At 42.9% G+C, this 26,458-nt stretch carries 30 protein-coding genes and 1 other annotated feature; of the genes, 3 read left to right on the top strand and 27 right to left on the bottom strand.

Translation table 11 applies throughout. The annotated features are described in order from the left end of the window. Positions 1-11: 11 nt before the first annotated feature. The 6 genes from ACH6CZ_RS01225 to ACH6CZ_RS01200 form a co-directional block, all read right to left on the bottom strand. Entirely contained in the window at positions 12-2,204 is a 2,193-nt protein-coding gene (locus ACH6CZ_RS01225) for a RelA/SpoT family protein (protein WP_374095618.1), read from the bottom strand. 157 nt (positions 2,205-2,361) lie between these two features. After that, complete coding sequence (locus ACH6CZ_RS01220; RefSeq protein WP_374095617.1) at positions 2,362-2,874, bottom strand: adenine phosphoribosyltransferase; 513 nt, start codon at positions 2,872-2,874, stop codon at positions 2,362-2,364. After that, positions 2,865-5,216: a single-stranded-DNA-specific exonuclease RecJ gene (gene recJ / locus ACH6CZ_RS01215; RefSeq protein WP_374095616.1), complete on the bottom strand. Its 2,352-nt coding sequence runs from the start codon at positions 5,214-5,216 to the stop codon at positions 2,865-2,867. Before recJ ends, ACH6CZ_RS01220 begins: the two co-directional genes overlap by 10 nt. Before the next feature lie 84 nt (positions 5,217-5,300). Next, positions 5,301-5,651 (bottom strand): LapA family protein, encoded by a 351-nt coding sequence (locus ACH6CZ_RS01210; RefSeq protein WP_374095615.1) that lies wholly within the window; start codon positions 5,649-5,651, stop codon positions 5,301-5,303. Positions 5,652-5,833: 182 nt separating this feature from the next. Continuing rightward, positions 5,834-8,104 carry a protein translocase subunit SecDF gene (secDF, locus tag ACH6CZ_RS01205; protein WP_374095614.1) on the bottom strand — a complete coding sequence of 757 codons (2,271 nt, stop codon included), beginning with the start codon at positions 8,102-8,104 and terminating at the stop codon, positions 5,834-5,836. Positions 8,105-8,251: 147 nt separating this feature from the next. Next, positions 8,252-8,572, bottom strand: a complete 321-nt coding sequence (locus ACH6CZ_RS01200) for a post-transcriptional regulator (RefSeq protein WP_374095613.1) — start codon at positions 8,570-8,572, stop codon at positions 8,252-8,254. Between the two features lie 99 nt (positions 8,573-8,671). Between ACH6CZ_RS01200 and spoVB the strand changes: the two genes are divergently transcribed. Then, on the top strand, positions 8,672-10,171 hold the full coding sequence (gene spoVB / locus ACH6CZ_RS01195; RefSeq protein ID WP_374095612.1) for a stage V sporulation protein B: 1,500 nt from the start codon (positions 8,672-8,674) through the stop codon (positions 10,169-10,171). Here spoVB and ACH6CZ_RS01190 read toward each other — a convergent pair. Then, entirely contained in the window at positions 10,158-10,793 is a 636-nt protein-coding gene (locus ACH6CZ_RS01190) for a DUF421 domain-containing protein (RefSeq protein WP_483868536.1), read from the bottom strand. The two genes, spoVB and ACH6CZ_RS01190, sit on opposite strands and share 14 nt — an antisense overlap. A gap of 84 nt (positions 10,794-10,877) precedes the next feature. On the opposite strand from ACH6CZ_RS01190, the gene ACH6CZ_RS01185 reads away from it, so the two are divergent. Next, positions 10,878-11,273 carry a TIGR04086 family membrane protein gene (locus tag ACH6CZ_RS01185; RefSeq protein ID WP_374095611.1) on the top strand — a complete coding sequence of 132 codons (396 nt, stop codon included), beginning with the start codon at positions 10,878-10,880 and terminating at the stop codon, positions 11,271-11,273. Between the two features lie 42 nt (positions 11,274-11,315). Here the strand turns inward: ACH6CZ_RS01185 and yajC are convergent, their stop codons facing one another. The 8 genes from yajC to safA all read right to left on the bottom strand — a co-directional run bounded on the left by yajC (position 11,316) and on the right by safA (position 16,959). Then, entirely contained in the window at positions 11,316-11,588 is a 273-nt protein-coding gene (yajC, locus tag ACH6CZ_RS01180; protein WP_039810055.1) for a preprotein translocase subunit YajC, read from the bottom strand. 33 nt (positions 11,589-11,621) lie between these two features. Beyond that, a complete protein-coding gene (gene tgt, locus ACH6CZ_RS01175) occupies positions 11,622-12,761 on the bottom strand; it encodes a tRNA guanosine(34) transglycosylase Tgt (RefSeq protein ID WP_374095610.1) in 1,140 nt (379 codons plus the stop codon). Between the two features lie 15 nt (positions 12,762-12,776). Next, positions 12,777-13,802, bottom strand: a complete 1,026-nt coding sequence (queA, locus tag ACH6CZ_RS01170; protein WP_374095609.1) for a tRNA preQ1(34) S-adenosylmethionine ribosyltransferase-isomerase QueA — start codon at positions 13,800-13,802, stop codon at positions 12,777-12,779. 13 nt (positions 13,803-13,815) lie between these two features. Continuing rightward, positions 13,816-14,019: a DUF2905 domain-containing protein gene (locus ACH6CZ_RS01165; RefSeq protein ID WP_374095608.1), complete on the bottom strand. Its 204-nt coding sequence runs from the start codon at positions 14,017-14,019 to the stop codon at positions 13,816-13,818. Continuing rightward, complete coding sequence (ruvB, locus tag ACH6CZ_RS01160; protein ID WP_374095607.1) at positions 14,016-15,014, bottom strand: Holliday junction branch migration DNA helicase RuvB; 999 nt, start codon at positions 15,012-15,014, stop codon at positions 14,016-14,018. Before ruvB ends, ACH6CZ_RS01165 begins: the two co-directional genes overlap by 4 nt. Positions 15,015-15,027: 13 nt before the next feature. Beyond that, the gene (ruvA, locus tag ACH6CZ_RS01155) at positions 15,028-15,639 is read right to left on the bottom strand and encodes a Holliday junction branch migration protein RuvA (RefSeq protein ID WP_374095606.1); all 612 of its coding nucleotides are present in this window, start codon (positions 15,637-15,639) and stop codon (positions 15,028-15,030) included. A gap of 368 nt (positions 15,640-16,007) precedes the next feature. After that, entirely contained in the window at positions 16,008-16,292 is a 285-nt protein-coding gene (locus tag ACH6CZ_RS01150) for a BofC N-terminal domain-containing protein (RefSeq protein WP_374095605.1), read from the bottom strand. A gap of 61 nt (positions 16,293-16,353) precedes the next feature. After that, positions 16,354-16,959, bottom strand: coding sequence for a SafA/ExsA family spore coat assembly protein (safA, locus tag ACH6CZ_RS01145; protein WP_374095604.1), 606 nt, complete (start codon positions 16,957-16,959; stop codon positions 16,354-16,356). Positions 16,960-17,053: 94 nt separating this feature from the next. Here safA and ACH6CZ_RS01140 point away from each other — a divergent pair, with 94 nt between their 5' ends. After that, entirely contained in the window at positions 17,054-17,590 is a 537-nt protein-coding gene (locus tag ACH6CZ_RS01140) for a transcription repressor NadR (RefSeq protein ID WP_374095603.1), read from the top strand. Positions 17,591-17,622: 32 nt separating this feature from the next. Here ACH6CZ_RS01140 and pheA read toward each other — a convergent pair whose 3' ends face one another. The 12 genes from pheA to minC form a co-directional block, all read right to left on the bottom strand. After that, positions 17,623-18,483 carry a prephenate dehydratase gene (gene pheA / locus ACH6CZ_RS01135; RefSeq protein WP_374095602.1) on the bottom strand — a complete coding sequence of 287 codons (861 nt, stop codon included), beginning with the start codon at positions 18,481-18,483 and terminating at the stop codon, positions 17,623-17,625. Between the two features lie 22 nt (positions 18,484-18,505). Next, positions 18,506-18,961, bottom strand: coding sequence for an ACT domain-containing protein (locus ACH6CZ_RS01130; RefSeq protein WP_374095601.1), 456 nt, complete (start codon positions 18,959-18,961; stop codon positions 18,506-18,508). A gap of 21 nt (positions 18,962-18,982) precedes the next feature. Then, positions 18,983-20,269 (bottom strand): GTPase ObgE, encoded by a 1,287-nt coding sequence (obgE, locus tag ACH6CZ_RS01125; protein WP_374095600.1) that lies wholly within the window; start codon positions 20,267-20,269, stop codon positions 18,983-18,985. A 20-nt stretch (positions 20,270-20,289) separates the two neighbouring features. Beyond that, a complete protein-coding gene (locus ACH6CZ_RS01120) occupies positions 20,290-20,841 on the bottom strand; it encodes a Spo0B domain-containing protein (protein WP_374095599.1) in 552 nt (183 codons plus the stop codon). Between the two features lie 108 nt (positions 20,842-20,949). Next, the gene (gene rpmA, locus ACH6CZ_RS01115; RefSeq protein ID WP_039810086.1) at positions 20,950-21,240 is read right to left on the bottom strand and encodes a 50S ribosomal protein L27; all 291 of its coding nucleotides are present in this window, start codon (positions 21,238-21,240) and stop codon (positions 20,950-20,952) included. 13 nt (positions 21,241-21,253) lie between these two features. Then, the gene (locus tag ACH6CZ_RS01110; protein WP_374095598.1) at positions 21,254-21,577 is read right to left on the bottom strand and encodes a ribosomal-processing cysteine protease Prp; all 324 of its coding nucleotides are present in this window, start codon (positions 21,575-21,577) and stop codon (positions 21,254-21,256) included. A gap of 11 nt (positions 21,578-21,588) precedes the next feature. Then, a complete protein-coding gene (rplU, locus tag ACH6CZ_RS01105) occupies positions 21,589-21,897 on the bottom strand; it encodes a 50S ribosomal protein L21 (RefSeq protein WP_041121017.1) in 309 nt (102 codons plus the stop codon). A 16-nt stretch (positions 21,898-21,913) separates the two neighbouring features. Continuing rightward, positions 21,914-21,989 (bottom strand) — a sequence feature (ribosomal protein L21 leader region). A 109-nt stretch (positions 21,990-22,098) separates the two neighbouring features. Further along, positions 22,099-23,499 (bottom strand): ribonuclease E/G, encoded by a 1,401-nt coding sequence (locus ACH6CZ_RS01100; protein WP_374095597.1) that lies wholly within the window; start codon positions 23,497-23,499, stop codon positions 22,099-22,101. Positions 23,500-23,527: 28 nt separating this feature from the next. After that, on the bottom strand, positions 23,528-24,322 hold the full coding sequence (locus tag ACH6CZ_RS01095; protein ID WP_374095596.1) for a site-2 protease family protein: 795 nt from the start codon (positions 24,320-24,322) through the stop codon (positions 23,528-23,530). Then, the gene (locus tag ACH6CZ_RS01090; RefSeq protein WP_374095595.1) at positions 24,309-24,908 is read right to left on the bottom strand and encodes a peptidoglycan DD-metalloendopeptidase family protein; all 600 of its coding nucleotides are present in this window, start codon (positions 24,906-24,908) and stop codon (positions 24,309-24,311) included. Before ACH6CZ_RS01090 ends, ACH6CZ_RS01095 begins: the two co-directional genes overlap by 14 nt. Positions 24,909-24,983: 75 nt before the next feature. Next, positions 24,984-25,784 (bottom strand): septum site-determining protein MinD, encoded by an 801-nt coding sequence (gene minD, locus ACH6CZ_RS01085; RefSeq protein ID WP_374095594.1) that lies wholly within the window; start codon positions 25,782-25,784, stop codon positions 24,984-24,986. Positions 25,785-25,786: 2 nt separating this feature from the next. Continuing rightward, positions 25,787-26,440 carry a septum site-determining protein MinC gene (minC, locus tag ACH6CZ_RS01080; protein ID WP_374096488.1) on the bottom strand — a complete coding sequence of 218 codons (654 nt, stop codon included), beginning with the start codon at positions 26,438-26,440 and terminating at the stop codon, positions 25,787-25,789. Between the last annotated feature and the right edge of the window lie 18 nt (positions 26,441-26,458).

The raw sequence follows: 26,458 nt of genomic DNA, 5'->3' as shown, positions 1-26,458 counted from the left end.
TGCCTCCTATACTAATTGACGATTCTCTGAACAGCGTAAATATCCGGAATCTGCTTGATCCGGTCTACGACTCTCTGCAGGTGCGTCACATTCTGAATCATAATTGACATATTGATCGTCGCCATTTTATTTCGGTCACTTTTGCCGCTTACAGCTGAAATATTCGTTTTCGTTTCATTGACAGCCTGCAGCACCTCGTTCAGAAGCCCTCTTCTGTCATAGCCTGAAATTTCTATATCAACATTGTACTCTTTTCTGTTTTCAGTTGTACCTTCCCACTCAACCGGAATCAGCCTTGCTTCAGAATCTCCCTGTATATTCGGACAGTCACTTCTGTGAACTGATACACCACGGCCGCGTGTAATAAAACCGATAATCTCATCACCCGGTACAGGACTGCAGCATTTTGACAGTCTGACAAGCAGGTTATCTATTCCTTTAACCGTCACGCCGGCATCTTTTTTCTTTTTAACTGACGGTGGTTTAATATCAGCCATCGCTTTTTCAAGCGTATCTTCTTCGTCACGGAGTTTTCTCAATCTGTCCGTCAGACGATTGGCAATCTGAGCACCGGTAATCCCGCCGTAACCGACTGCAGCATACAGGTCCTCTTCACTCGCGAAATTGTATTTTTCATAGATGCGCTTCATATTTTCTTCTGTCAGAACGTCTTTAGGTGCGAAATCAAGCGCACGGATTTCACGGTCAACTGACTCCCGGCCTTTTTCAACATTTTCTTCACGTCTCTGCTTTTTGAAAAACGCTTTGATTTTATTTTTCGCCTGGGAAGTCTGAGCCAGCTTCAGCCAGTCCTGACTCGGTCCATAGGAATGTTTAGACGTCATGATCTCAATAATGTCACCTGTTTTTAGAGGTGAGTCGAGTGGTACCATCTTGCCATTAATTTTAGCGCCTATCGTTTTATTTCCTATTTCAGAATGCACTCTGTAGGCAAAGTCAATTGGAACTGACCCTGCAGGCAGCTCCATCACATCTCCTTTAGGTGTGAAAACGTAGACCATATCTGAAAACAGGTCAAATTTCAGCGCATCCATAAATTCTTCAGCATCAGATGAGTCCTGCTGAAACTCAAGAATTTCCCTGAACCAAGTTAATTTCTTTTCAATGGTCTGTTTGCTGTCTTCATTGATGACAGCACCTTCTTTATAAGCCCAGTGAGCTGCAACCCCGTATTCTGCGATGCGGTGCATATCAGCGGTTCTGATCTGTACTTCAAGCGGATCGCCTTTAGGTCCGATAACAGTCGTATGCAGAGACTGGTACATATTCGGCTTTGGCATCGCAATATAATCCTTGAATCTACCGGGCATCGGTTTCCAGCATGTGTGGATGATGCCAAGTACGGCATAGCAGTCTTTGATACTGTCCACGATGACGCGCACAGCAAGAAGATCATAGATTTCATTAAACTGTTTGTTTTGAACAGCCATTTTTTTATAAATAGAATAAATGTGCTTCGGTCTTCCGACAATATCAACATCAATGCCAACATCTTTAACCTGCTGTTTAATTTCAGTAATGACTTCATCAACGTACTCTTCACGTTCATTCCGCTTTTTCTTCATCAGGTTCACGATACGGTAATACTGCTGAGGGTTAAGATATCTGAGTGAAGTATCCTCAAGCTCCCATTTGATTGTCGAAATTCCGAGCCTGTGTGCAAGCGGCGCAAAAATTTCAAGCGTTTCGTTTGAAATACGAATCTGTTTTTCTACAGGCATATGTTTCAGTGTACGCATATTGTGAAGGCGGTCTGCAAGCTTAATTAAAATCACCCTGATATCCTGGGCCATCGCAATGAACATTTTCCGGTGATTTTCAGCCTGCTGCGCTTCTTTAGATTTATATTTTATCTTACCAAGTTTCGTAACGCCGTCCACCAGCATGGCAACTTCTTCATTGAACTTCTCAGTCAGATCTTCATAAGTAAAAATCGTATCTTCAATTACGTCATGAAGAAAACCGGCTGCGACTGTAGATGGATCCATCTGAAGTTCTGCAAGAATACCTGCAACCTGCACAGGGTGGATGATATATGGCTCACCTGATTTTCGGAACTGCTCTTTATGTGCTTCTTCAGCCAGGTGATATGCTTTCTTCACGAACGCTACCTGACTTTCATTCATATAACTGGAGGTAATCTCGAACACTTCTTCAACGGTAAGCACCCGATCATTTGCCATACAATTTATCACCTTTATCATGTTTAGTAGTTTTGAGTATTGTTTCTATTATTAATAAAAAATCAATTTATGTAAAGCCATTACTGATAATTCATGAAATAAACCGGAGATATACTAAAAAGAGCCCCTGAAAAAGGGCTCTCTTTACATGTGTTCATTAATATTCCATTAAGCGGAGCATGTCATAACCGTTCAGCTTTTCACGGCCATCCAGGTAAGATAGTTCAATCAGGAATGCACACCCTGCTACAACACCACCCAGTTCTTCTACAAGCTTGATTGTCGCTTCAATCGTTCCGCCTGTCGCTAAAAGGTCATCTGTGATCAGCACACGCTGACCAGGCTTAATTGCATCTTTATGAATTGTCAGGACATCTTTACCATATTCTAAACCATAGTCCACTTTAACTGTCTCTCTAGGCAGCTTTCCTTCTTTTCTGACAGGAGCAAAGCCCACTTTAAGTGCATAAGCAACCGGACAACCGATAATGAATCCGCGTGCTTCTGGACCAACTACAAGGTCAATCTGCTTTTCTTTTGCATACTCAACAATCTGATCAGTTGCGTAGCTATATGCATCTCCATTGTCCATTAGTGTAGTAATATCCTTGAAACGCACGCCTTCTTTCGGCCAATCTTCCACTATTGTCACGTATTGCTTTAAATCCATACCTTTTCCTCCTCAGGTTGCCGCGACCATCCGCAGCGCTCTTCAAACCATTTTTTCAAATCATGAAATGATGAATATAATAATTCCTGCTCTAACTTAGCAAGCTGTGTTTTCGCCTGGTAAGCAGGGGATTCTGATAAGTCACGTTTATTGATTTCTTCATTAAGCGAAATGAATCCATCGTTTATTGTAACAAAATCCAGTTCAAAAAACACCTTCGACATAAAATTAATTGTGTCAATTGACCAATTTTTATGTGAGGCAAGTGCCTTGCCGTGCTGGTGCAGATGAAAGGTTTTCCTTTTTTTCAGGAAAGCAAAGAACCATGCAAAGTCTTCACGCTTTGGAATTGAGCTGAAAAACTGCGGGTCTTCAAGATAAAAATGTGCATAAATTCTCGCGGGTTTATTCTCCTTGAGCACAGCTTCAAGCAGCAACGCATCATCAGGCAGATCAAGAAACACAATTGTCTGATGATCTGCATTTATATCCCCCGCATGATCTATTGAATCAATCAGCGTTACATGTTGAGGAAGGATCGGGTTAAAACGGTCATAGGTATTCCGCTTAAAAGCGATTACGACTGAATCTTCAGGAATCGTCGGTGCCCATCTTGCAGCCTGTGCGATCCCTCGAATATCAAACAGCTGCCACTCCCTTACTCTGATATCACTGACAAACAGCTGTGGCTTTTTAATGTTATTCCATTCATTAATTGATAGTTCACCTATCAGATCAAGCTTCGCAATAGGTGAAATCTGATCAGCCACTTCTCCCATTCCGAATGCAATTGCATCCAGTGTCTGATCACTATGCTTTACAGATAATTTGAGATGATTCTGTCCCGCTCCGATTTTTCTGATCGAAGCAATCTCTGTCTGTTTGATCAGGACTTTAGGCTTGGGATTTTTCATCCCGAAAGGCGAAAGCATCTGAAGCTGACTGATCGATTCAAGGTCAATTTCAGCGATTGAAGCTTCCACATCAATATTTGATACAGGAATAAACTCTTCATCGCTCATCTTCTCAGCCTGTTCATTCAAATTTTGACGCAGTTGATCAATATACTGAATGTCCAGCGTCATACCTGCTGCCATCGGATGACCGCCAAAATGAGGCAAAATAGAACGGTTCTGTGACAGCTCCTGAAACATATTGAAACCCTCTATACTGCGGGCAGAGCCTTTCGCCGTCCCTTTTTCAGGATCTTCACAAAGAATAATGACAGGACGGTAGAATTTCTCCACAAGCTTGGAGGCAACAATCCCCACAACGCCAGGGTTCCATCCTTCTTTAGAAAGGATCAGCACGCGATCATTTTGATAGTTTGTCTCTGCTATTTCCATTGCTTCTTTTGCAATTTCAGCCACGATCGACTGACGCTCTTTATTCATCGCATCAATTTCACTTGCAAGCGCTTCAGCTGTTGCCGCATCATCTGTCATCAGAAGCTCAACAGCAGGGTCTGCATCAGAAAGCCTGCCAACAGCATTCAGGCGGGGGCCAATCGCAAAACCGACTGTTTCTTCATTCGCTTCATGAATCTTCGCGCTGGATTTATTCAGTAACGCATGAAGTCCTTTACGTTCAGAAGCTCTCAATTGTTTGAGTCCTTTTTTCACAAGTAAACGATTTTCACCTGTGAGAGGTACCAGATCGGCAATTGTTCCGATTGCTGCAAGGTCGAGCAGCTCAATCGGAGGTTCCCCGAGAAGCGCGTGGGCAAGTTTAAAAGCAACCCCAACGCCTGCAAGCTCTCTGAAAGGATAAGTGCCCCCTTCAAGGTTAGGGTGAATAATCGCATAAGCCTCCGGCAGTTCCGGACCCGCTTCATGATGATCAGTAATGATCAGGTCAACACCTAATTCTTTTAATACTTTAGCTTCATGGACACCGGAAATGCCATTATCAACTGTAATTACGAGTGAATACCCCTGCTCAGCTGCATAACGGAATGCACCTTCATTCGGACCGTAGCCTTCTGTAAAGCGATTTGGAATATAAAAGTCCGGCGCTGCACCAAGCTTTTTTAACGTGCTCAGCATGACAGACGTACTTGTCACACCATCAGCATCATAATCACCATAAATTAAGATCGCTTCTCCCTGATTGACAGCCTGTTCAATTCGTTCTACTGCTTTTTTCATATCCGGAAACAGATACGGATCATGAAATTCTTTCTTTTCAGTATGTAAAAAATCAGCGGCTGCTTCCGTGGTGGTTATACCTCTTTGTACCAATAATTTTGCAATAAAAAGCGGAATGTTAAGAGCGGCTGCAAGCTTCTCAGTTTCGGCTGCGCTGCTTTCTCTAACATTCCATCTAGTTTTAGACGTTAACATGATTTCACCTCTTCAGATGGTTTCATTATACATGAGCAGAAGTCATGATTCAATGAACTGAAGAGGTGGCAATATGACAAACCATTATTCAGCAGCAGATCCTCCAGCTGAATCCGGTGCTGTTTTACGATATTCCTGCCTGCTTGGCAGTTCTCCTGACTGTGCCTTTTCAGCTTCAACCAGCCTTTCATTTAACTGCTTATTTTCTGCTTCAAGTTGCTTCACTTTTCTCTGTGCAATAAACAGTCTGAACAACCCTACTGACCCCATAATAATGCCGCCCATTAACACAGATCCCAATATCACAAGAATCAGCGGCAGCTCAGCTTCTGAAAAGCCGAAGTTAACCGTAACAGGGTCAACATTAATGACCGCAAAAATCGCTACAATAAGTGCAAAAACAATTCCTAAAATCAATGTCCATTGAAATTTCATAAAATGACCTCCTTTTATTTATTATATCAATTTATTTTACTATGTTAGTTGTTTTTACCCCGGTTTAATGGATTTTACTCCTGAAGAGCGAGTGTGGCACTTTCACCTCCGTCCCCAATCATGCACACCTTGTATAAATATAAAAAAGCCGAGACAAATCTACATTTGTCTCGGCTCACACATTATACGACAGGCTCATCTGTCCATTCTTTTTTCTCCTTATAAGTGATCAGTACGCCTTTCTTTTTAAGCTGGCGTTTCTTCAGTACATACCATAGCTGTGCTGCGATAAATACTGATGAATAGGTACCTGCAATTAAACCGATTAATAGTGCGATTGAGAAGTTCAGAATTGATGTTGCACCGAAAATAATCAGCGCTACGACTACAAATACAACTGTCAGTACAGTGTTAACTGAACGTCCAAGCGTTTGTCTGAGCGATTTGTTCACAATCAGTGCCAGCTCTTCTTTCTTCTCGATACGCTTCATCTTACGCATATTTTCCCTGATCCGGTCAAATGTAACGATGGTATCGTTAATGGAGTAACCGATAACCGTCAGAACAGCCGCGATGAATGTAATATCCACTTCAAGTCTGGTTAAACTGAAAATGGCGATAATAAAAAATGCATCATGGACAAGCGCTACGATTGATGCGGTTGCCATTTGCCATTCAAAACGCAGCGTTACATATAGGATAATCCCTAGTGAAGCGATAGCTACAGCCTTTAATGCGTTCTCTGCAAGCTCTTTGCCAATAACAGGACTGACAGTAGAAATATTAGGATCTGATCCATACTCTTCAGTGAAATATGATCTCAGCTCTGCAATTTCTGACTGACTGAGCTCTTCAGAGAATCTTGCAACACCAATTTCCTGATTATTACCTGATATGACAACGTTTGAAGCCTCATAACCCGCTGTTTCAATATCATCTGCAAAGGATTCATTTGTCATTGGTGTCTCAGAGAGCACCTCCATACGTGAACCCTCTGTAAATTCGATCCCAAGATTCAATCTGAACACCAGCAGTACTGCAAGACCTGCTAACAGCAAAATCGCTGACAGTACAAAGAATTTCTTTCTGACTTTAACAAAGTCAAAGCGGTCAAATTTAGTCGGAAGGTCCAGCGAATCCGGCTCTTCCTCTTCGTTATACTCAAGGATTCCGGATTTCTTTACGCCAAACCAGCCTTTACGTTGATCAAGGAACTTACTTCTGATCCATAGACTCATGAATAAACGTGTACCAAAGACAGCTGTGATAAAGCTTGTCACAATACTGATTAATAGCATCGTTGCAAAACCTTTAACTGAACTTGTACCAAATGTGAATAGTACAATACCCGCTAACATGGTTGTTACATTCGCATCAACAATTGTCAGCAGTGAAGAACTGCTTCCTTTTTTCCATGCATCACGAACAGATCTGCCAATACGCAGTTCTTCTTTCATCCGTTCATAGGTGATGATGTTGGCATCAATCGCCATACCAACTCCGAGAATTAACGCTGCGATACCCGGCAGTGTCAGCACACCGTTCAGCCAATCGAAGATCAACAGAATTAAATAGATGTAAACAGACAGCGTTACGACTCCAATGAATCCAGGGAACCGGTAGAATGCAATCATAAATAGGAAGATCAGTGCAACACCAACAATTCCCGCTACAATCGTTTGTTCCATTGCCATCAGTCCGAAAGAAGCACCGACTGAAGTTGAGTACACTTCTTCAAGCTCTACTGGCAGAGATCCTGCATTTAGCAGATCAGCCAGATTATTCGCTTCTTCAAGTGTGAAGCTGCCTGAAATCGTTACTGTATCAGTATTCAGAACTTCTCTTACGTTTGGAGCTGAAATAAATTTAGGATCCTCTTTTGTCCGTTCTTCCTGATAAGAGTCCCCTTCTTCATAATCAAGCCAGATCACCAGCTGGTTTTGAGGTGCCATTGCAAGAATCTCTTCAGTAATCTGACCAAACTGATCAGCATCCTTCAGCTGAACCTGAACGATCGGCTGATTGTTATTTGGATCAAATGTCTGAGTTGCACCACCTTCAACAAGGTCAGCACCCGTCATTTTAACTTCGTCATTTACGTCACGGAATGTCAGGTTTGCTTCTGTGGACAAAATCTCTCTTGCCTGATTCTGATCTTCTACACCTGCAAGCTGAACGCGTATTCTGTTACCGTCTTCAACCTGAATAACCGGTTCACTCACTCCAAGTACGTTTACCCGGCGGTCGAGTGCTTCTGCGGTGTCAGACACAACATCCTGTGTGATTTCCTGACCTTCTTCAGCCGGTTCTACCTGATAAAGGACTTCAAATCCTCCCTGGAGATCCAGGCCGAGTTTGATGTTATTTAAAATTGTATTGGATGTCAGTCCAATCGTGCCGCCGATTAAGATTACTAATAAAAAGAAGGCGACTATCCTGCTGCGCTTTATCATTATGTAAAAATCCTCCCTGTGTATATAGCCGCAACTATATAAGAACTGCCCGTTTGTAACAGGTATGTAATGTGTCTGAAATTTCAGCAACAGACTTATTATGTATTACTTCCCTGAAGGTGTCAACGCGGTCTCTGATAATGTCAGTTAATGTTCATCTTTATGCTGACCGTGAAGCAATAATTGAAGTTCCTCATCCTCTAAACCGCTTCTTCCTGCTGTCTGCTTATATTCTTCATTTGTCATGAAATTCATAAAGTCACCCGCTTTGACCTGAAGAATTTCCTGAACCACTCTATGCAGCCTGAAGCTTTCACTTTCTCTTTTCCACTTCTTTTGTGTTAAATAGCGCCAGATGCTTTCAGGTGTAGCAGTATCATATCCGTACAGCCTGAGTTCCTGTGCTTTACTGATTAATGCTGGTCCAATGACAGGAAAAGCTTCTTCATAGCTGGTATGTCGATTCATATGTACGCTCCTTTCTATATTTGTGGTATAGCCGGTCTTCTGAATGGCATATGATTTATTGTATCTAAAATATGTTCTTTTGAGAAGATGGAGGAGAAAGTGTCAAAACTAATTAAAGGTACTTTATTGCTTATGGCAGCTGCGTTAGTAACAAAAGTTTTGGGTTTTGTACATAGAATCATCCTTGCTGATATGGCTGGCGCTGAGGGTGTCGGGCTTTACATGATGACATTCCCTGCACTCATGCTCGCGATTACAGTCACTCAGCTTGGACTCCCCGTTGCCATTTCAAAGTATGTATCAGAAGCAGCAGCAAATAAAAACGAACAGGAAATCAGAAAAATTTTAACCGTCTCTCTCTGGCTCACCGGATCATTAGCACTATTACTGACTCCCTTATTATTTTTTGCAGCTCCCTATATTTCCACAGTCCTGTTAAATGATGATAGAACGCTGATTCCTTTCATTGCTGTCTTGCCAATCGTTCCAATCGCGGCTTTTTCAGCTGTTGTCCGCGGCTATTTTATGGGCAGGCAGCAAATGGGCATCACAGCAACAGGATCAGTAATCGAACAGTCAATCCGTATTTTATTACTGATTGCTGCTGTCGGGTTTTTAAGTTCCAAAGGGGCGGCTTATGCTGCAGGAGGCGCAATGCTTGCTGCAGTAGTCGGGGAATTATGTTCACTTCTGTTCTTATTGATGATGTTCAAATTTAAAAAGCAGAAGTTAACCGGGAAATCTGAAAAGTCTTTTGGTGAAACGGCTAATCAACTATTAAAAATTGCCCTCCCGAGTGCTGGCAGCAGATTTGTGGGTTCTGCTGCATGGTTTCTGGAGCCGATTATTGTCATGAAATGCCTTGTATTTACCGGTATGGCCGCAACAGCTGTCACTGCTGAGTATGGATTATTAACCGGTTTTATCTTACCCGTACTACTGCTCCCTTCATTCATGACCGTTTCACTCAGCATAGCCCTTGTTCCCTCTATCAGTGAGGCAAGGGCGTTATCTCAGGAACGGATCGTCATGTACAGAATCACACAGGCTTTAAGACTTTCCGCAGTAACCGGAACACTTTGCTGTCTTCTTCTGTTCCTTGAAGGCGAGACCATTTTGACACTCTTATATGGCTCAGCAGAAGGCTTGAACCTGTTGAAGATCATGTCACTGCTTTTTATTTTTTACTATTATCAGGGACCCCTGCATGCTGTACTTCAGGCATTTGAAGCAGCCGGAAAAGCCATGATTAACAGCATTACCGGTTCTGTTATTAAACTACTCTCCATGGCTGGTCTGATGATTTATTTTGAAGACATCACAGGTGCAGCGATCGGCCTTGCGATCGGAACAGCCGCAGTTACCTTTTTACATTTTCACACGGTCAGGAAAATGTGCCGGATCTCTCTGCCGATTGGGCAATATGCCGCCATTCTTCTCGTATCGGCATGCTGCTGGCTGATTCATACGGGTATTTTATCAATGGATGCACCAGTCAGAATAATGATCACAATCATTATTTTCTGTTTCCTGGCTTCCCGGGTACAACTGATCCAGCGCGATGACTGGGCATTTTTCAAGAGCTTTAGGAAGAACTGATAAACCACTGTCCATCTTCATACGTACAAAAGAAGATATTTTTCAGCTGATCATACCCTTGGAATTTAAGTTCTTTTCTAAGCCAGCTTTCATCTTTCCCGATCAGATCCAGGTGGCGGCTTTGAATTCTTCCGTCCATGACTAATGGTAATGATAACTGACCGGCACTGCGTTCTTTCCTCAGGACGGATAATGTGCCGGATGGTTCTAAAATAGCAAATGAAACTTCCTGCAGATCAAATACTTCTTTTTCTCTCAGCTGCTGCATAAGATCATCTATATTGTAACGGTTCTTTCTCATTTCATTTTTTACAAGCTCTCCGTTATGAATCAATATAGAGGGTCTGCCATCCATCAGATCACGGAATTTTTTGGATTTCAGTGAGAGCCAGGATAAAAGAATCTGCAGGGTCATTAATAGCAACATTGGAAAAGCCGCCTGAAAAAAATCCATATAAGGATCTTCAATCGCAAATGCTGCCATTTCTGCAATCATCATGAATACGATGAGGTCCAGCAGGCTAAGCTCCCCGATTTCACGTTTTCCCATCACCCTGAAAATTAACAGTATCAGCAAATAAAGTGTAACTGCTTTAAATCCAATCAGCGAGTACATCTCAATCAACGTCCGCACCACCTTTACTTTGATAGTGTGTACGAAAAACAGATTTTCATTTATATAATCATAAAGGAGCGTGAAGACCTGATGGCGTGGAAAAAAACTGCTGAGGGATTGGGTGTTGCGATCGGTGTTGCGATCGGTGTTGTGATGATTATGATTACACTGTATGCAGCTACCATATCGGGCGTATTACACTTTTCGGGGATAACAGAGGGTTCGATGGAAAAGTGGCACGGGCTCGCAGGCGCTGCTGCAGTGTTGACAGGCAGTCTGATCGGCAGTGCTTTTGCAGGCCAAAAAGGATTCCATATCGGGCTGATTACTGCTTTATTGGTTGTCGGTGCCGGGTTGTTTTTTAAAGAAACCTTATTTGAATGGTCACATCTGATTCATTATGGCCTGCTGCTTGCCTCTGGAATGGCTGGCGGAATTGCAGGTGTTAATTTATTCAGTCGTTCAGAAGATAAAAAGCGTCCCTGAACAAAATAAAAAAGCTGCAGCTGCAGCTTTTTTTATCTTTTATTACATTGCTGAATCTTTTTCCACCACTTCACGTACCGCATTGCGGTCGTAAGTTAAGCGGCTTCCATCTCCACACTTGATTACAACCTGACCTTCATCAAGTGCATCAATGATACCGTGTAAACCGCCAATCGTGACGATTTTATCACCTTTGCTTAAGCTGTTTTGCATTTCCATTACTTTTTTCTGACGCTTCTGCTGAGGACGGATTAAGAAAAGGTACATTAAACCGAACATCAGAATAAGCGGAAGTAAAGTTACGATCATATCCATTACGCTAAACTCCCCCTTTCTTTCATATATCTATTAAAAGTTTTTTGCATTCGGCTGATTGAAACCGTACTGTTCAAAAAACTCTTCACGAAAGTCGCCCAGTCTGTCTTCTTTTATCGCCTGGCGGACATTCCCCATTAAGTTTATCAGAAAATGCAGGTTATGATAAGTCGTAAGTCTAATTCCGAACGTTTCTTCACATTTAATTAAGTGTCTGATATACGCTCTTGAATAATTCTTACAAACATAGCAATCACAGTTAGGGTCAATTGGTGAAAAGTCGCGTGCATACTTCGCATTTTTCACGACGAGACGTCCTTCACTCGTCATCAGCGTCCCATTTCTTGCTATACGTGTCGGCAGAACACAGTCAAACATATCGATTCCTCTCATTGCACCATCAATCAGAGAATCAGGTGAACCAACACCCATCAGGTATCTCGGTTTATCTTCAGGCATCCAAGGTGTCGTAAATTCCAATACGCGATTCATCACGTCCTTAGGTTCACCAACAGAAAGACCACCTACTGCATAGCCGGGGAAGTCCATTGATACAAGGTCGCGCGCACTCTGGCGGCGCAGGTGTTCATATTCTCCACCCTGGATAATGCCAAATAGTCCCTGATCTTCAGGACGGGCATGCGCTTCAAGGCAGCGCTCTGCCCATCTTGTCGTACGTTCAACTGAATCCTTCATATACTTTTCTTCAGCAGGATATGGCGGGCACTCATCAAATGCCATCATAATATCAGACCCAAGCGCATTCTGGATCTCCATTGCTTTTTCAGGGCTCAGGAAAAGCTTGTCCCCGTTAATATGGTTTCTGAAGTGCACGCCTTCTTCCTGAATATTACGGAACTTGCTCAGTGAAAATACCTGGAAACCGCCTGAGTCAGTCAGGATTGGACGGTCCCAGTTCATAAATTTGTGAAGACCGCCTGCTTCTTTAATAATGTCGTGACCCGGGCGCAGCCACAGGTGGTACGTATTGCTCAGGATAATTCCTGCATTTAATTCCTTCAGATCCTCAGGTGACATGGTTTTAACAGTCGCCATTGTTCCTACAGGCATAAATGTCGGTGTCTCAAAAGAACCGTGTGGCGTGTGCACAATACCGTGCCTTGCACCAGTCTGCTTACATGTTTTTATATGTTCATATCTGATTGCACTCAAAAGACAATCTCCTCTCTATTTGATCAGCATGGCATCGCCAAAGCTGAAAAATCTGTACCTTTCTTTTACTGCCGCTTCGTATGCAGCAAGCGTATGCTCTCTGCCTGCCATAGCACTCACAAGCATAATCAGTGTGGACTTTGGCAGATGAAAGTTAGTCAGTAGCACATCTGAAGCTTTAAATTGATAGCCGGGATAAATAAAGATATCTGTCCAGCCAGATTGTGCTTTAAAATGACCATTTTCATCAGCAATTGTTTCTAATGTCCGTGTTGAAGTGGTACCTACAGTAACGATTCGTCCGCCGTTTGTTCTTGCTTCATTTAAAATTCGGGCGTTCTCATCTGATAACTGATAATACTCACTGTGCATATCATGTTCTTCAATAGAATCCACAGAGACCGGTCTGAAGGTTCCCAAACCTACGTGAAGTGTAATAAAAGCAACCTTTACACCTCTGGATTTGATCTCATCCAAGATCTCTTCAGTGAAGTGAAGCCCTGCAGTCGGCGCCGCAGCAGAACCTCGCTCTTTGGCAAAGACCGTCTGATACCGGTCGCGGTCATCGAGCTTTTCTTTGATATAAGGTGGAAGCGGCATATCACCTAGCTGATCGAGTAATTCATAAAAGATTCCGTCGTAGCTGAATTCCAAAATACGTGCGCCTTGTTCACCTGTATCAATACATTTTGCTGTCAGCAGCCCATCACCAAATGTGATCACTGTATCAGGCTTGATCCTTTTAGCCGGCTTAACAAGTGTTTCCCAAGTATCGCCTTCTATCTGTTTCAGCAGCAGTACTTCAATTGCAGCCCCGGTTTCTTTTTTTTCACCTATGAGCCTTGCAGGCAATACTTTTGTATCGTTTAACACAAGGCAATCGCCTTCATGCAAATAATCCAGTATATGTTTAAATGACTGGTGTTCAACTTTCCCTGTCACCTTATCGAGCACCATCAGTCTGCTTGATGTACGGTCTTCAAGCGGCACTTGTGCGATTAATTCTTCAGGGAGTTCAAAATCAAAATCATTAATATCCATTCCTTACAGCTCCTTACCTGAACCTTCCGATTAAAAAGAAGATTCCTGTCAAAATTAAACTGATTAATATTGAAGTGACAATCGGAAAATAAAAAGTCATATTTTCTTTTTTTATCACGATATCACCCGGCAGTCTGCCAGCCTTTATAAACTGCAGTAAAAATCCGGCTACTAACAGTGCAGCACCTGCAATTATCAGCATTTTAGGCAGCGTCATTTGGGCACCTCCAAATTAAAGTGTTCGTAAACCAGCGGGGTTGCAATACGCCCTCTTGGCGTACGCTGGAGGAACCCGATTTGAAGCAGGTAAGGTTCATACACATCTTCTATCGTCGAAGACTCTTCACCAATACTCGCTGCGATTGTATCAAGACCAACAGGGCCGCCTCTGAAACGCTCGATGATCCCTCTTAATAATTTATGATCAATATGATCGAGTCCAAGTTGATCAACCTGTAAAAGTTCAAGTGAAGCTTGTGCGATTGGAAGAGTAATATCCCCTTCTCCTTTTACCTGTGCGTAATCTCTTACCCGTCTTAATAGACGGTTGGCAATACGTGGGGTCCCTCTTGACCGTCTGGCAATTTCATCTGCACCGGACTCATCAATATCAGTATTAAATATATCAGCTGAGCGATTAACGATCTCTTTTAATTGCTCTACATTGTAATATTCAAGTCTGCTTAGTACACCAAAACGGTCACGGAGCGGCGCTGAGATTGCCCCCGCCCGCGTTGTTGCACCGACTAGTGTGAACGGCGGGAGGTCAAGCCTGACAGATCTGGCGCTCGGACCGTTACCAATCACGATATCGAGGCAGAAGTCTTCCATTGCCGGATACAGCACTTCTTCAATCGCTCTTGGCAACCTGTGAATTTCATCAATAAATAATACATCTCCAGGTTCAAGCGCGGTCAGAATGGCTGCAAGATCTCCTGCACGCTCAACAGCCGGTCCTGCAGTTGTGCGGAGATTTACACCCATTTCATTTGCAATAACAGCAGCAAGCGTTGTTTTACCTAACCCTGGGGGACCATACAGAAGAACATGGTCAAGGGTTTCCTGTCTGTTTTTTGCTGCTTCTATATAAATCTCCAGGTTTTCCTTCACCTGATCCTGACCGATATAGTTCTCAAGCAGCTGCGGTCTGATTGATTGTTCAAGTGTTTCTTCTTCAATATTTGCTTCCCCTGAAACAATGCGCTCTTCCATCTAATCCCCTCCTTTATTTGAGCTTCAACATGAGCTGAAGACCTTTTTTAATATACTGGTCTGTTGTCAGTGATTCTTTCTGCAGGGCAGGTTTGATTTTTTTCACTTCCCGCTCAGAGTATCCGAGCGCCTGCAGCGCCATCATAGCTTCATCAAGTGCTGAATCATCCTGACCTTTTATTTCTGCGGCGTCATTGAACAGATTAGGGAAGTAATCTGGCACGACATCCTGAAGCTTGCCTTTCAGATCAAGAATAATCTGCCTGGCTGTTTTCTTTCCTACACCCGGGAACTTAACCAGCAACGACTCATTTTCCTCTTCAATGGCCTGAATCACCTGCTCAGGTGCGCCTGAAGCAAGAATTGCGAGCGCTCCTTTTGGTCCGATACCCGACACATTCAGGAGCTTTGTAAATAACAGCTTTTCTTCCATTGTCGGGAATCCGAACAATGTCAGCTGATCTTCTCTCACATGCTGGTACGTAAATACCTGCACGGTTTCTCCCTGTTTCGAAGACATCACAAAAGGATTAGGCATGTAGATTTTGTAGCCTAACCCGTGATGATCTGAAACGATATACTCTGTTGAGATATATGTAATTTCACCTTTTATATATTCATACATATTGGACGCTTCCTTTCAATGCAAACTTCATTGTAACATAACTCGGGCTTTTCGATGTGTCAGACTTTTTAAGATTGGTGATCTGTTTAGTTGTTTTGTAAAAATGAAACATCTGTTCTATTTTATCACGTTCTGCCCTGCTTTACAGCATAAGAAAAAGGCTGTGGTAATCTTCCCACAACCTCTAACCGTTCCACTGCGCTTCAGGCGGAAGCTTTCCGCATGGGTGGACCGTTTTTTGGTCCCATTTTACCTCCTCGGCTTCGCCTGCGGGGTCTCACCTTTCCGACTCATCCTGCTGAAGTCACCGCCTTTCGCTTCGTTCCACTCAATATTTACCTGAAAGTTAAAGTTTAACATCATACAATTCAGTCGACACTAGTATAACCACTCCATTTCATAAGCGGAGATACAGTATCTTCAGTTGTTCTTAAGGTAATCAATTCATTGTTCATATCAATAATCTGCCAGTCTTTATAGGCTGCAAAAAAGTCTTCCATTGCTTCGTATGATTCTGTTCTTTGTTCAATGCTTTTTTCTCCATCCTGATAGACGGTTTCGACTGATAAAGTTAATAATAGTGGCGCTGCATCTGCCTGGTCTGAGATGAACAGAGAGCCAAGGAGGCATAAAGCGATGGCTGGTATTTTCATAATATCCTCTCCTAAAAAGCTTGTTAGGTTAGGATTTGTGTTTCACCAGATTTTATTCATTTTAAAATGGACCTCTGTAAGGGTGGTGACACGGACAGCAACAGTGGTGCACTGGGTGACACATTGGTTGCATCATCATATGATGATCAGGCATATGGCATGGCGGCATCATTTGTGGCATCATCTGCTGCGGCATCATTTGCGGCATTTGTTGGGGCATTGTCTGCGGCATTTGCTGAGGCATCATAGGCATTTGCTGCATGATCCCTTTTTCTTTACAGTCACAATAGGGTTTTTCAGGCATCTTTTTCCATTCCTTTATTTCTTCTGTTTTTGGTTTCTCCTGCATTTTAGGCATTTCTTTCATCTTGGGCATTTCAGGCGCTGTCTGCATCATGAATCCCACGTAAGGCATGACAGGTGCCTCTTCTGGCAGCGCCTGATATGCCGGCTTTTGATTTGCATACGGGTGCATGAAGTCAGCTTTTTTTACTTCCGTTTTCTTAACGGCCGCTTTTTGATCAGGTATTTTTATTTTCATTCCCGGCATAATCATGTCAGGGTCTGCTAAGTATGCATTCGCAGCTTTCAATTCTTCAAAAGATACCTGATAGTTTTTAGCGATAGTCCAGAGTGTATCTCCTTTTTGCACAACATGAATTTTCATCTTGCCACCTCCATCGTTCATTCCATATATCCTATGAACAAAAAGAATTTATGATACAATACTTTCAGAACGCCGATAGAAAGAAGGGTCACAAATGCCAAGCGATCGCCAGAAATCAGGAGAAGCGAGAAGAGAAAAAATATTACAGACGCTCAGCCAATCCGTTGGACCGATTACCGGCCGCTCCCTCGCAAGTGAGATGAATGTGAGCAGGCAGGTCATTGTCAGTGATATTAATTTGTTAAAAGCTAAAAACGAACCTATCCTTGCGACAAGCCAGGGTTATTTGTATATGCCCGCTCATCCGGTCAGCCGGGTATCAAGATTGATTGTATGCAGACATACGCCTGATCAGACTGAAGAAGAGCTGTTGATTATTGTTAATAATGGAGGCATTGTAAAAAACGTTGTCATTGAGCACCCTGTATACGGGGAAATGACTGCTTCACTGATGCTTCATAATCAGATTGAAGTGAAACGGTTTACTGCCGAATTGGAAAATTCTGAGTCAGTACTGTTATCAGCTTTAACAGACGGGGTCCATATGCATGAAATAGAAGCAGAACATACAGCTGTAATTGATCGGATTGAGCAGGAACTAGCCGGGGCAGGCATCTTATATAGTGAATAAAAAAAGTTCTCTCAGATGATGAGAGAACTTTTTTATTTCTGTGGCTGGAGCATATGTTTTTTATAACTGCCGAGAATCTTTACGGTACAGCCGAGTGCTTCGAGTTCTTCAATAGCCCCCTGCATCAGTACACCGTCAACCGGTTTTTCAACATCAATAATAAAGAAATAATTCCCAAGACCTGTTTTAAGCGGTCTGGATTCAATTTTACTTAAGGAAAGTTGACGCCAAGAGAAAGCTGATAATACCTGATGAAGCGCACCCGGCCTGTCATCAGACGGCAGTGTCACCATCAGTGTGGATTTTTCAGCATCCTGTTCAAACGGAAGGAGCTCCGTTTCTTTTTCACTTGTCAGCACGACAAAACGTGTATGATTGAAATGAAAGTCGTGAATATTTTCTTCCACTATATTCAGTCCATATGTATCTGCAGCAAGCGCATTACCAATTGCCGCCACGTTTTCTTCCGGGTGCTCGCTGACATATTTTGCGGCAGCTGAAGTCGAGGTTGACGGCTCAAGCGTTACGCCTCTGAAACGGTAGTACAGATATTTATGACATTGTGCAAGTGCGTGGGAATGAGACATGATCTTTGTGACATCCTGCCATTTTTCTTTATTGTCAGGGTGTACCATCAGATGCTGTTCAATTGGTGAAATCAATTCAGCTGTAATATGTAAATCGACATCATGAAACAGATAGTCAATTGTAATCGGCACAGAGCCTTCGAGCGCATTCTCAAGCGGGACAACTGCGCGGTCCACTTTTTCTTCAGCGAGCGCTTCAAGACAGTCAGGAATGGTTGGAAAAGCAATATATTCTTCATTTGTAAATACACTTTTTACCGCGTGATGGGTAAAAGAAGCTTCCGGTCCTAGATAACCAATTTTCATATATTCACCTTCTTTTAAAAAATCAGGCTCCTGAGCCCAGTACCTCAACTTTTTCAACAAACTCCAGTTTTTTGAGCCTGCTCAGCATTTCATCAAGCGGGACATTCATATCTGTTACATTTAAAGATAGTGTAACATTTGCCCTTCCCTGAAGCGGAATGGTCTGGTGGATGGTCAGGATATTGCCACCGCAGGATGCGACCAGCCCAAGCAGCTGAGATAAGGTGCCTGAGCGGTCTTCAAGATGAAAAAAGAGCGTGATGATCTTTTCTTTTACAACTGTGTGAAAAGGGAAGACAGTATCTCTGTATTTATAAAATGCGCTGCGGCTCAGGTCAACAGAGCGCACAGCTTCCCATACAGACCCTGCATGCCCTCTTTCAAGCAGCTGCTTTGCTTCAAGCGTTTTCTGCATCGCTTCAGGAAGCACATCTTCTCTCACAAGATAGAATTTTTCATTCAGTTCCTTTTTTGGCACCTTATACCCTCCTGCTTCGTTTTACTCTACAAAGTCAAATTCAAATTCAATAATCTTAACAGTATCGCCATTTTTAGCACCTTTTTGACGAAGCGCCTCATCAATACCCATTGCGCGCATCTGACGTGCAAATCGTCTGATTGACTCTTCACGGCTGAAGTCAGTCATCTTAAAGAGTCTTTCAAGTGAGTCTCCTGTGATAACGAAGCTGCCATCAGGATCACGTGTAATCTCAAACTTCTCTGCTTCTTCATGCTTATACAGTACGCGGTTAATCGTTTCATCTTTTTCTGCTTCCTGTAGTGGGAATTCAGGCGTAGACTCAACGAGATCAGCTACTGTATATAAGAGCTCTTTCAGACCCTGTCTTGAAATTGCAGATACCGGGAATATCTTTACTTCATCGCCAACCTGTTCTTTGAACTTCTTCAGGTTTTCTTCTGATTCAGGCATATCCATCTTGTTGGCAACAACAACCTGAGGGCGTTCTGTCAGACGCAGATTATACTCTTTCAGTTCGTTATTAATCGTTACGTAATCTTCATAAGGATCACGGCCTTCAAGGGCAGACATATCAACGACGTGAACAATGACACGCGTTCTTTCGATGTGTCTCAGGAACTGGTGACCAAGACCAACACCTTCATGAGCGCCTTCAATCAGACCCGGAAGATCAGCCATAACAAATGTCCGGTTGTCTTCAGTCTCGACCATTCCAAGATTCGGTGCGATCGTTGTAAAGTGATATTCTGCAATTTTAGGCTTGGCTGCTGATACTACAGATAATAATGTAGATTTCCCAACGCTTGGGAACCCGACCAGCCCAACATCTGCAAGCAGCTTTAATTCCATAATAATATTTTTTTCCTGACCCGGCTCGCCTTTTTCAGACAGCTCCGGTGCAGGGTTGGCAGGTGTCGCAAAGCGTGAGTTTCCTCTTCCGCCGCGTCCGCCTTTTGCAATGATTGCCTGCTGTCCGTGTTCAGTCAGGTCAGCAATGACTTCGCCTGTTGCTTCATCTTTCACAACTGTGCCAGGCGGCACTTTTACGATCATATCTGATGCGCCTCTGCCGTGCTGGTTTTTTGACATTCCATTTTCACCTTTAGGTGCTTTGAAATGACGCTGATAACGGAAATCCATCAGCGTTCGTAAGCCTTCTTCTACTAAAAAGATGACATTGGCACCCTGACCGCCGTCTCCGCCGGCAGGTCCGCCTTTTGGTACATATTTTTCTCTTCGGAAAGCGACCATTCCATCTCCGCCGTCTCCGCCTTTTACATATATCTTAACCTGATCGACAAACATAATTGTGGATCCTCCTATTGTTAAACTTTCACTTTTGACACAGGATAATCAAATGTCAGCTTTATTGAAAAGGATGCGCTTGAATCATAAATCCATTCCACTTTTGCATCTTCTGGTTCCTGTATAATCTGTTCCGGAGAAGATTTAAGAGGCTCCCCTTCATATTCCACAACAATAGAAAAGCTGTCTTCCTGCTGTTCAAATAAAAAGTAAAGCTCCTGATCTGACGGTGTATTTAACGCTTTATCCACCGCTGCAGTAGTTGTTTTTGCCCAGTTAAACAGCAAACTGTCAAACGTTTCCGGAATTTTCATACGTTCGGTAAATTCGTAACCAAGCTTCAGCGGCCCGGGACGATACCAGTTATATGTCAGCAGCCATTCTGAAAAACGCGGTGTGCCAAGACCAGTAAGTAATGCTTCCTGTCTTGATTCAATCACCATTTCATCTATCATTTGGGCTGCCCGCTCTATATTTGAGAGCTCGAGATTTCCTTTGATCATCTGCAGTTTATTCATCCAGTCATGCCGGCAATGCTGCAGCAGCTCGAGCTTTAACTTTGATTCTACCATTAGCCCCCTCCTACTAAGTGTCACTTATCCTCTAGTATAGCAAAGAGCGCGCTAATGCTGAACATAAAAAGAAACTCTGGCTGTTTATAACCAGAGTTTCTTAAGAAATTAAGCTTCTTGTGCAGCTGGATATACGCTGACCTTTTTCTTGTCACGACCCATACGCTCGAAGCGTACAACGCCGTCAGCTTTTGCGAATAGAGTGTCATCTCCTCCGCGGCCTACGTTTTCTCCAGGATAAATCTTAGTTCCACGCTGACGGTAAAGGATTGATCCGCCTGTAACGAACTGGCCATCCGCACGCTTAGCGCCTAGACGCTTAGAGATTGAATCACGACCGTTCTTAGTTGAACCTACTCCCTTTTTCGAAGCGAAAAATTGAAGATCTAATCTTAGCATGGTTTTCCACCTCCTACTGTTTGAAGGTTATTTTAATGTATTGCCCGTATTCCTGTTCAATTGTCTGCAAGGAGACAATCATACTTTCCATAATCAGTTGGGTACTGCTGTCTGCCTCAACCGGAAACTCAACTCTGAGATAGCCTCCATCGTCTCCCTGGTGAATAACCGGTTCAGTCTCTGTAAGAGAAAGAACTGCGTTTACTGCGCCAAAGGAAACTGCAGATGCACCTGCACAGACCAAGTCTTTACCATGCTCAGCATAATCAGCGTGCCCTTCCATTTGAAAAGCTCTTATCAGACCGTTCGGATCTTTTTCAATGATAACCTGTATCATGGATAGACCTATTAAGCGTTGATCTTGCCGATTACAACTTTAGTGTAAGGCTGACGGTGACCAAGCTTACGGTGTTGATTTTTCTTCGGCTTGTATTTGAATACAGTGATCTTCTTAGCGCGACCCTGTTTTTCAACTTTACCTGTAACAGTAGCGCCATCAACTAGTGGGCTTCCTACTTTTACATTATCTCCGCCTACGAAAAGAACTTTGTCAAACGTAATTTCTTCGCCTGCTTCAGCGTTAAGCTTTTCGATGTAGACCTCCTGGCCTTCAACTACTTTCATCTGCTTTCCGCCTGTTTCAATAATTGCGTACATTCCAATGCACCTCCTTGAGTTCACTTAGACTCGCCATATACCAGGTGACCAGATGGTGCTTAATGACCTGTTATGAGCGGTTGCAGCACGGGTGCTACAATCAGTAACATATGAATGTTATCACACACGGAATCTGTGTGTCAATGACATTCTTGATTTTGTTGCTGATCATCTGGCTGATCATAATTAAATGTCAGGTAACTAAACTGATGTCGAAATAATTTTATAGTAAGGATGACTGTGCTCGATTTCTGTCAGGGTGACCGGAATGCTGAGTTCTTCTTTGATCCATTTGATAAAAGCAGTGTCTTCCTTGATCAGGCTGTGTATGTCTTTTGTTAGTTTGATTTCGGCTTTATCAATTGTTCTGCGTTTTGACAGCAGTTCTTTTTCAAGTTCAATCAGGCAGTTTTCAGGCGAACGGACCTGACCCTTACCTGAACAGACAGGGCAAGGTATTGTATAAAGCGTGCGATAAGCGGCCTTTGTTTTTTTCCTCGTTAACTGATAAAGTCCGAGTTCTGTAAATCCGGCTGCATGAACGTGTTTGTGATCTGATTTTGCAGCTCCCCTGATCAGTCTGTCAATCTCAGCACGGTCAGCAGAGTGTTCCATATTGATAAAATCGATTAGAATGATGCCATGCATATCTCTCAGTTTCATTTGTCTGAGGGATTCAAGGGCGGCTTTTTGATTGATATCCTTAATCGCTGCCTGCTGCTGCTTAGAGCCTGTCTGCTTTGAAGAGTTCACATCAATGACCGTTAATGCCTCAAGCGCATCAATGACAATTGAACTGCCGCCATCCAGCCAGACCGTTTGTCTCGTCATCAGATGATACACGTCCTCTTTCAGGTATTGACTGAAAAGGTCCTCATCCTCTAGATATAATGAAATCTGCGCCGTCAGGTCCGATTCAGCTGCAGCTGACTTCAGCTGATTTGCCATTGCAGCAGTATCAGTAATGACTTTATCAGGCTGTTCTTTTAACAGGATCTCTATGACATCATCAGAAAATGTCTCGGGCTGATCAATTAAGAAAAAGCCTTTCTGTTGTTTAAAAGACTGCTGGAGTCGTTCAAAATCCTGCACTAATTCATTTAACTCTGAAGTTAAAGTGCTCTCATCTGCAGCCTCGGCTTCTGTTCTGATCAGTACGCCGTCACCTTTTGTCAGCGAACCTTCCGCCCACTTTTTCAATCGCGAGCGCTCAGCCTGCTTAATTTTTTTTGAAAACCTGATCATATCGCTGAAAGGGAAATACACCATATGTTTACCGGTTAACTCAATATCACCGGTCAGGACAGGTCCTTTTGTTGCTTCTTCATCTTTTTTCACCTGAACCATCAGCCTCATTCCCTGATGAACCGGGCTGTATACAGCCGGTATGGTTTTTAACGGAAGGTAACCTTTAGGTCCATGATCAAACATAACAAAAGCCGCTTGTAATGACGGCTTAATACTTGCGATGGTCCCGCTGTATATATTTCCAACCTTTGTTTGTGAAAAAGGCGGATAGAGTTCAAGTCTTTCTAATTTCTGATGGTTCATGACCGCCCATTTTTTTTCGCGTGTTTTATGACTGACGATTAATTGCTTCAATAACTGCACCTTCTTTTTGAACCAGCTGTTATTTCACAGCGGAAAAGTATCGTTTAATTATCATATCATCACTCAGTTTCCCGAGCATCTTTTCGTTACCCAGCAGGATAAAATATTCTTTTCTACCTTTATGCATTTTATCAGCCAGTGCCTGCAGACTTAATAATCCCTCAACGACTTCAACCTTTTCTTTCTGACCTCTCGATTCCCATTTTTCAAGCAGGAACTGCCTGTGCAGGAAGTGCCTGTTGCGGAACAACTGCAGCGTGCAAACCGCCGTGTACATATATAAAAGCATCCATTGAAACTGAAAGCCATTCAGCAGGTAGAACAAGATGATCAAAAGGCTGATCAAACTGCTGATGATTGAAATATGGATGCTTTTTTTAAAAGGATAGATCAGGTTAGACAAACAGTAAATGATCCTTCCTCCATCAAGCGGCCACACAGGAAGTAGATTGAACAGCATCAGCTGGAGGTTTAAGTAATACAGCTCTTTTATAAATGAAAATGAGGGCTCAAAGGAAAGAATGGCTAAGTGAACAATCAAATGAAACAAAGGTCCGCTGACTGCAACTGCCAGTTCTTCAGCAACCGGTTTATTTAATATATTTTTTACTTCAAGCTGACCGCCAAAAGGAAGCAGTGTCAGCTTTGTCACGTTCCAATGATAGCAACGTGCAGTCAATCCGTGAGCCGCTTCATGAAAAAGAATCAGCATAAACAGTAAAAAGAAGGAAAAGAACTGACCGGATATGAAAGAGGCAAAAGCCATTAACCAGAGCATTGGATGAATCGAAACCCTGAAATTATTCTCTCTCATTGATCTCATTTAATAGCTGATGAAGATTGAATGGTGTATCTGACGGCTTCAGCATAAATTGATATGTATTGCTGTCAGTATGACCAATCTGATCTCCGGCATTGACCAGGTCGAATGTTTTCACCCCGGCAGGTACAACCGACAAATATACGGTTTTCCTCCTGTCCGGATGCTGCATGACAACCATGCTTTCTCCTTCTGATTCCCCAGCAAATAAAATGATCCCGCTCCTCGGCGCAAAGATCGGCTCCATGACAGCCGCTTCAATTTCAGCACGTTCCCCGCTTAAAGCTTCCTGATAAAATGAAGCAGATACAGGCATGACGGTTTCATCTTTTTGAATGTTAGTCATAAAGCCAAGGTGCCTGCCCCATGCATCATAGTGTGCGGCAAATTCAAATGAAGAATACAGAACCTCCTGGGCTTCAATCAGCTGTTCAATTGACCAGAGGTCGTCCTCATTTGCAGTAAATAATACAGCAATTAATCCGGCAAGGATGGTTTTTACTAAAAACTTTTCAGGGAAACGGGCTTTCCCCCGCTCCTTTTCACGCATTTTACCTTTAAACTTTTTCACAGGGGACATACATACACTCTCCCTTATTAAGGCTTGTGGTTCATCCTATGAAAAAAACCGGCAGCACATTCGCTGCCGGCTTCTTTACTTTTTGCCGAGAACCTTAAAGATTTTCTGGAGAAACGTTGGTTTTTCATCTGACAGTGACATCAGCGGTATGGATTCACCAAGAATTCTTCTTGCAATGTTGCGGTATGCAATTGATGCCTTGCTGTCCGGATTCATTGTAATCGGTTCACCTTTATTTGAAGCTGTAATGACCTGATCATCATCTATTACAATACCGAGCAGATCAATTGATAAATGTGTTGTCACTTCGTCAATGTCAAGCATATCTCCTGATTCCATCAGATGATTTCTGATTCTGTTAATAATCAGTACAGGTGCTTCATCTGTTTCCTGTTCAAGCAGCCCGATAATTCTGTCTGCATCTCTTACTGCTGACCTTTCCGGCGTTGTCACCACAATCGCGCGGTCAGCCCCTGCAATGGCATTTTTATACCCCTGCTCGATCCCTGCAGGACAATCAATTAAAATATAGTCATAATCCTGCTTCAGCTGATCTACAAGCTCTTTCATCTGTGCAGGATTTACTGCTGATTTATCACTTGTCTGTGCAGCAGGCAGAAGATACAGTAAACCATCAAACCGTTTATCTTTCACAAGCGCCTGATTTGGTTTACAGCGTCCTTCCACCACATCCACAAGATCATATATAATTCTGTTATCCAACCCCAGAATCACATCAAGGTTACGCAGGCCGATATCAGTATCTATTAAGCATACTTTTTTCCCCTGCATGGCGATTGCTGTACCCAGATTGGCAGTTGTTGTTGTTTTACCAACACCGCCTTTACCAGATGTAATGACAATTGCTTCACCCACTGCTATCTTCCTCCTTCAACCTTTGTAATACTTGGACGAATCTTTCTTAAAATCTGCAAACGGTCAACAACGATCTGATTACTGTCATCTATGTATGCACATTCCATCTCATGAGCGTCATCGTCATGATCAGGTGCACGGTTCAATTTTGATGCAATGCGAAGCTGTGCAGGAAGCATCTGGGAAGCAACAATAACCGCTTCCTCTTTTCCATAACAGCCAGCATGCGCAATGCCTTTCAGCGATCCTAAAATATAGATGTTTCCGCCTGCCATAATCATTCCACCAGGGTTCACATCACCCACAAGCAGAAAGTCTCCTTCAACTTCAATGACTTGACCGGACCTGACAATACCAGTCATAGAAGACATCTCTTTTTCTCTTACTCTCTGTTCTGATTCGTCTTTTGTGATTACATTACTGTAAATTTCGTCTACAAGCAGGCTTTTCTGCTGATGTACAATCTGTTTGATTTCTTCCTGCTGCAAATCTGTTAAATAGCGGTTGCCAACTTCAACTCTGGCTTTAACCGCCTGACCATCAGCAGGCGCTTTATATTGAACAGAAAGCTTGTCAATCAGCTCTTCTTTTAAAACGTCATAACCGCACTGATCATTTAATTTTAAAATAAAGCCGTCTTTCGTGCCTTTAATCATGACATTTTGTGCACCCAC

The sequence above is a fragment of the Jeotgalibacillus sp. JSM ZJ347 genome (assembly GCF_044383825.1).
Lineage (GTDB): Bacteria > Bacillota > Bacilli > Bacillales > Jeotgalibacillaceae > Jeotgalibacillus.
Note: the sequence above shows the minus strand (reverse complement) of the source record. Positions and strands in the feature narration are given on the sequence as shown.